The sequence below is a fragment of the Rhodococcus sp. NPDC057014 genome, from assembly GCF_042673295.1.
Classification (GTDB): Bacteria; Actinomycetota; Actinomycetes; order Mycobacteriales; family Mycobacteriaceae; genus Rhodococcus_F.
The window spans coordinates 1-5,736 of sequence record NZ_JBHUSF010000444.1; the positions used below are offsets into that span (position 1 = coordinate 1).

At 69.6% G+C, this 5,736-nt stretch carries 7 protein-coding genes and 1 other RNA gene; 5 read left to right on the forward strand and 3 right to left on the reverse strand.

Features of this window, described 5'->3' with window-relative positions; translation table 11 throughout:
- Positions 1–107: 107 nt before the first annotated feature.
- Genes ACFTZB_RS42225 through ACFTZB_RS42235 form a run of 3 tightly spaced genes read left to right on the forward strand, consistent with a single transcriptional unit; the run spans position 108 to position 1,616 of the window.
- Positions 108–554, forward strand: a complete 447-nt coding sequence (locus ACFTZB_RS42225) for a MaoC family dehydratase N-terminal domain-containing protein (protein ID WP_378441406.1) — start codon at positions 108–110, stop codon at positions 552–554.
- The gene (locus ACFTZB_RS42230; protein ID WP_378441408.1) at positions 551–970 is read left to right on the forward strand and encodes a MaoC/PaaZ C-terminal domain-containing protein; all 420 of its coding nucleotides are present in this window, start codon (positions 551–553) and stop codon (positions 968–970) included. The genes ACFTZB_RS42225 and ACFTZB_RS42230 overlap by 4 nt, the downstream gene beginning before the upstream one ends.
- A gap of 22 nt (positions 971–992) precedes the next feature.
- A complete protein-coding gene (locus tag ACFTZB_RS42235) occupies positions 993–1,616 on the forward strand; it encodes a LysE family translocator (protein ID WP_378441410.1) in 624 nt (207 codons plus the stop codon).
- Positions 1,617–1,675: 59 nt separating this feature from the next.
- Here ACFTZB_RS42235 and ACFTZB_RS42240 read toward each other — a convergent pair whose 3' ends face one another.
- Positions 1,676–2,479: an alpha/beta fold hydrolase gene (locus tag ACFTZB_RS42240; protein ID WP_378441412.1), complete on the reverse strand. Its 804-nt coding sequence runs from the start codon at positions 2,477–2,479 to the stop codon at positions 1,676–1,678.
- 227 nt (positions 2,480–2,706) lie between these two features.
- An RNA gene (gene rnpB, locus ACFTZB_RS42245) (RNase P RNA component class A) lies at positions 2,707–3,144 on the reverse strand.
- A gap of 60 nt (positions 3,145–3,204) precedes the next feature.
- Here rnpB and ACFTZB_RS42250 point away from each other — a divergent pair.
- Both ACFTZB_RS42250 and ACFTZB_RS42255 read left to right on the forward strand, forming a co-directional pair.
- The gene (locus ACFTZB_RS42250) at positions 3,205–3,732 is read left to right on the forward strand and encodes a DUF1697 domain-containing protein (protein ID WP_378441414.1); all 528 of its coding nucleotides are present in this window, start codon (positions 3,205–3,207) and stop codon (positions 3,730–3,732) included.
- Positions 3,729–4,979 carry an SLC13 family permease gene (locus tag ACFTZB_RS42255; RefSeq protein ID WP_378441416.1) on the forward strand — a complete coding sequence of 417 codons (1,251 nt, stop codon included), beginning with the start codon at positions 3,729–3,731 and terminating at the stop codon, positions 4,977–4,979. The genes ACFTZB_RS42250 and ACFTZB_RS42255 overlap by 4 nt, the downstream gene beginning before the upstream one ends.
- 7 nt (positions 4,980–4,986) lie before the next feature.
- Here ACFTZB_RS42255 and ACFTZB_RS42260 read toward each other — a convergent pair.
- The coding region (locus tag ACFTZB_RS42260; protein ID WP_378441418.1) for a bifunctional RNase H/acid phosphatase at positions 4,987–5,736 on the reverse strand (750 nt) is incomplete at its 5' end.

Here is a 5,736-nt window from a genome sequence, read left to right on the forward strand (position 1 = left end):
GCCGGACACCTCCGGCGGGGGTTTCGTCGCATCAGGGCAGGTGGGCCCGCAACCCATTCGTGACGCTTCGCCCTGCCCAGCGGACGACACGTCTCTAGGCTGACGTGATGGGAGTGAATCCGGAGATCGAGGGTCGTGTCTACCCACCGACCGAGCCCTACCTCGTCGGCCGCGAGAAGATCAGGGAATTCGCCCGCGCCGTCTTCGCCACCAATCCGACGTCGTTCGACGTCGACAGCGCCCGCGCCGCCGGTCACGCCGATCTCGTTGCCCCGCCCACGTTTCCCGTCATCGTGCAGGAACGCGCACTCGCGCAACTGGTCGCCGACCCGACGTCGGGAATCGAGCCGGTCAATCTGGTGCACAGCACCGAGCACGCCACGTCCCACCGCCCCGTCGTCGCGGGTGACGAACTCTCCGCCGTGCTCACCGTCACGCACGTGACCACGCGTGGCCCGCACACCCTGCTCGTCGCCGACATCGAGATCCACGACGCCACAGGCGATCACGTGAGCACGATGACGTCGACGCTGTTCGTCAGGGGGGAGGAATGACGTCCCCGCGACGAATCCTGCTCGGCGACACCGTCGCCAAGGCCCGGTATCACGTGACCCGGGATTCTCTGGTCCGCTACGCCGGGGCGTCCGGTGACTTCAACTCCATTCACTACCGGGACGACGTCGCCGACGCGGTGGGCCTGCCCGGCGTGCTGGCTCACGGCATGCTCACGCTGGGACTGGCGACGCAGTGCGTCGTCGACTGGCTCGGCGATCCGGCACTGGTCACGGGGTACCGAGCGCGCTTCACCAAGCCGGTGATCGTCGACCCGGACCGGGGTGCGGTGGTCGACGTCGTCGCGAAGGCCGCGGAAGTCGACGACTCCTCAGGCACCGCGAGGATCGACCTGACGGTCACGTTCGACGGGCACACCGTGCTCGGCAAGTCCCAGGTCTGGATTTCACTGCGCTGACGACACCCCACATACTGGTCCGATGATCGGTGCAGTGGTGACGGCGTTCGCGGTGCTCGGGCTCCTGACGGTCATTCCGGGTCCGGACATGGCGGTGGTGACCCGCGCCGGACTGTCCGGTGGACGCAGCGCGGCGCTGCGCGCGACGTTCGGCGTGGTCGCCGGGTTGATGGTGTGGGGCGCCCTGACCGTCGTCGGCCTCGGTGCGGTGCTCGCCGCCTCCGCCGAGGCGTACACCGTCGTGAAGATCGTCGGCGGGATGTACCTGGTGTATCTGGGAGTGTCCACCCTCTGGCGCAGCCGGACGCGCCCTCGCGCCGCCCGGACCGCGCCGGCGCCGGTTCCGTCTTCGGGGTCGAGTTGGCGGGCCGGGTTCCTGACCAACCTTCTGAACCCCAAGATCGCGGTGTTCTACACCGGCCTGCTCCCCCAGCTCGTTCCGCCCGGGTGGCCGACCGCCCCGAGCCTGGCCCTGCTGGTGCTCGTGCACGGGCTGCTCGGGATCGTCTGGCTCGGCGCGTACAGCATCCTGCTGACCCGCGCGCGCACCACGCTGGAGAAGCCGACGGTGCGAAAGGTCCTCGACCGGATCACGGGAACCGTCCTTTTCGGATTCGGCGCCATCGTCGTGGCCGAGGCGCGGTAGCGCCGATTTGTCACCGAGGCGCGGTAGCGCCGATTTGTCACCGAGGCGCGGTAGCGCGGTCAGTTCGGGGAGTCGCTGGAACTCGCGGCGCTGCCGCCGAGCAGGATCGTGCCGATCAGGTCCGGGTCGTCGGTCATCGGGACGTGCCCGATGCCGGGCAGGATCAGCGTCCGCGCCTGCGGGAACATTCTGCGCACCCGTCGTGCCTGGTAGACGGGCAGAATCAGGTCCCGCCGCCCCCACGCCACGGTGACCGGTACCGTCGCGTCGACCACCGGCGGGAGGTCGAACGAGGCCGTCAGCCCCTTGTCGACCAGGGCGTTCGTGGCCAGCGACTGCGCGTCGATCACGGCGTCCTCGTAGCGCACCCGGCTGGGCCGCGCGAAGAAGGCGGCGAGGGAGGGATAGCGGACGGCTCTGTACCGCAACGCCTTCGGAGTGTTCGGGCCCAGCGCCCGGGTGACTCCGCGCAGGGCCCGGAACGTGTAGATGGTGCGGGCCTGATCGGCGTGGTTGACGAAGAAGCCGGCCGGTGAGAGTGCCGTGGCCGAGGCGACCTCGCCCCGGGCGGCGAGGGCGAGCGAGAGCCAGCCGCCGAGCGAGTTCCCGGCGATGTGCGGCCGTTCCCCGGCAGGCGTCACCGAGCGGACGAACCCGCTCAGCTCCTCGAGGAGTTGGTCCATCGTGTCCGCGCCGTCTTCGAGTGCCGCCGATTCGCCGTGTCCGGGAAGGTCGACGGTGACAACCCGGCGATAGGGGGTCAGCTGGTCGAGCAGGACGTTCCAGGCCTGCCTGCGATGCACCACCCCGTGCACGAGGACCAGGGTGGGGCCGGAACCGGCGATGTCGTGAGGCAAGTCCATGAGCAGATGTTACCGCTATCGCGAGTAACATCTACTGTTCCCGGCACCGCCGCCGAGGGGCCCCATCGCCCACGGACGTGGACGACGGGCCCCGGCATCGACCCCGATTCGGGTCAGTCGGGCCGCTGCGGGAAAAACACTAACCGGTCTGTTTGTTACTCGCCAGTCAGGCCCGTGACCTGGTCTCCAAGCCGCACGCGGCGGATCCCGCAGGCGCAGGAACGAGGCGGACGAGTTGGCGTGTAAGCCGGATCCTGTCCCCAGGCGCCGAAGCGCCGGGTGGCGACCATCCATCTGGGCACACCGTCGCCGGGTACCTCGAGCGGTTCACCCGCAGGCTCGGGCGAGCAGCCCTCGAACACCTGCGCAGCCGCACCGGGTCCCGGAGGATCCGATGCGGCCTTCAACCTTGCTCCGGGCGGGGTTTACCTAGCCACCCCGGTCACCCGGGGTGCTGGTGCGCTCTTACCGCACCGTTTCACCCTGACCGACACCGCACCCCGGAGGATGTGGCGCCGGCGGTCTGTTTTCTGTGGCACTGTCCCGCGAGTCACCTCGGGTTGCCGTTAACAACCGCCCTGCTCTGTGGAGTCCGGACTTTCCTCGACTCGGGGCCTGCGCACTGATGTGCTGGTTCCCCGTGCCGCGGTCGCCCGGCCAACTCGTCCGCCCGATCAGCCTACAGTTCGCGCGAACGTGTCGTGCCGCCGCACTATGGTCTGAGCATGACCCGATACGCCGCCCTCCTGCGCGGTATCAACGTGGGCGGCATCAACATCAAGATGGCCGACCTCCGCAGCACCTTCGCCGAGCTGGGATTCGAGAACGTGAAGACCGTCCTCGCGTCGGGCAACGTGCTCTTCGATTCCGACCGCGACGACGTCCCCGCGCTGAAGAGCGACATCGAATCCGCGCTGCGCGCCGACTTCCACTACGAAGCCTGGGTTTTCGTCCTCGACCTCGACACGATCCGGAAGATCGTCGACGACTACCCGTTCGACCCCGAGCGAGAAGGCTGGCACCCGTACGTGCTGGTGACTCCCGACCCCGAGGTCCTGGACACGCTGCTGCGGCTCCGGGACGACCTGGACCCGGAGGTCGAACGCGTGCAGGCCGGAGACGGCGTCCTGTACTGGGAGGTCGAACGGGGCATGACGCTGAAGAGCAAGTTCGGCAAGAGCACCGGTACTCCCAAGCTCAAGTCCTTCACCACCACGCGGAACCTGCGCACCCTCCACAAGCTCCTGAAGTGACTGTTCTGGCAGTGGCGCTCGTCGCCGCGGTCCTCGTCTTCGCGGTCGTCCGGCCTCGCCGGTTACCCGAGATCGTCGCGGCCGCACCGGCCGCCGTCGTCGCCCTGGCCACCGGTCTGGTCACGCCGGCGCAGGCGCGGGACGAGGTGACCGAGATGGCCCCGACCGTCGGGTTCCTCGCGGCGATCCTCGTCCTCGCGCACCTCGCGGACGCGATGGGTGTGTTCACCTGGATCGCGGCCCGGCTGCGGCGCGGGGCCCGCGGGGATCCGAAGAGGTTGCTGACGCTCGTGTTCGGGGCCGCGGCACTCACCACCGCGGTGCTGAGTCTCGATGCGACGGTGGTGCTGCTGACGCCGGCGGTGATCGCGACGGCCCGCTCGCTGCGGATGGATCCGCGCCCCCACTCGTACGCCAGCGCTCACCTGTCGAACACGGCGTCGACGCTGCTGCCCGTCTCCAATCTCACGAACCTGATCGCCTTTTCCGCGACGGGGTTGACCTTTCTCCATTTCACCGCCGTCATGGCGCTGCCCTGGGCGGTGGCGATCGTCGTCGAACTGATCCTGTTCCGGATGTTCTTCCGCCGCCACCTGGATCGGCCCGACGCCGAACCGGAACCGGCCCGCGATCCACCCGCACCGACCGTCGCGCTGTCGATCCTCGCGGCGACGCTCGCCGGTTTCGCGGTGTCCGGCTTCGTGGGGATCGCGCCGGCGTGGGTGGCGGCGGCGGGGGCGATCGTGCTCGGCGTCGTGGCTCTGCGCGACGGCCGCACCGACTTCGGCCGCATCCTGTATTCGGTCGACGTGTGGTTCTGCGCGTTCGTCCTGGTCCTCGGCGTCGCCGTCGCCGGCGTCGCCAACGGCCCGATCGGCGACTGGATCGGCTCACGGCTGCCGACCGACACGTCGTTCGCGGCCCTGCTCACGATGGCCGTCGTCGCGGCGGTCGCCGCGAATCTGGTGAACAATCTCCCCGCCACCCTGCTCCTGCTGGCGGCGCTCGGACCCCACCCGCCGACCGCCCTCGTCCTGGCGATGTTGCTCGGGGTGAATCTCGGCCCGAACCTGACCTACGTGGGGTCGCTGGCGATCATGCTGTGGCGACGGGTCGCCGCGCGAGCCGGATCGCCCGCGGATCTGCGGACGTTCACGATTCTCGCGCTGGTGACCACGCCGCTGACCCTGCTCGCGGCCGTCGTCGCCCTCTGGGCCTGTGAGTACTTCTCAACCGCCGGCGGTTAAGAAGTACTCACAGGTGGGAGGTGTCGTTGACCAGGCGGACGGACGAGCCGCCGTCAGGGTAGAACTCGGCGATGCTCAGCGACGCCAGATCCAGGTGCAGCCGGTACAGCAGCGACGGTCCCGCGTCGAGCGCCAGCTGCAGCAGAGTCTTGATGGGGGTCACGTGTGTCACGACGAGGATCGTGGCGCCGCCGTAGGTGGCGGTGAGGTCGTCTCGGACCTTCACGATCCGCTCCCGGACCTCGTCGAAGCTTTCCCCCTCCGGCGGTCGCACCGATGTGTCCGACAACCACTTGCGGTGCAGTGCGGGGTCGCGGTCGGCGGCCTCCCGGAACGTCAGGCCCTCCCACGCGCCGAAGTCGGTTTCGGTGAGGCCCTCGTGCACGGTGATCGGGAGCCCGAGCACCTTCGCCGCGGCCGCCGCGGTCTGTTGCGCGCGCCCCAGCGGGGACGACACCACGGCCGCGATGCCGTCGTTGCCCGCGAAGCGGGAGGCCGCGCCGTTCGCCTGCGCCAGCCCGATCTCGGTGAGCGCCGGGTTTCCGCGACCCGAGTACCGCCGGTCGACGGACAGCACGGTCTGCCCGTGCCGGAGCAGCAGCATCCGGGTGGGGGCGCCCGTCGTGTCCATCCAGCCCGGCGCCGCCGGCGTGGCCTTGTCCGCGACGGCGGCCGGTTCCGGTTCGGCGCCGGAACCTTCGGCGCCGTCCATGGCCTCGTTGGCGAGGCGGTCGGCGTGCGCGTTCTCGGCCCGCGG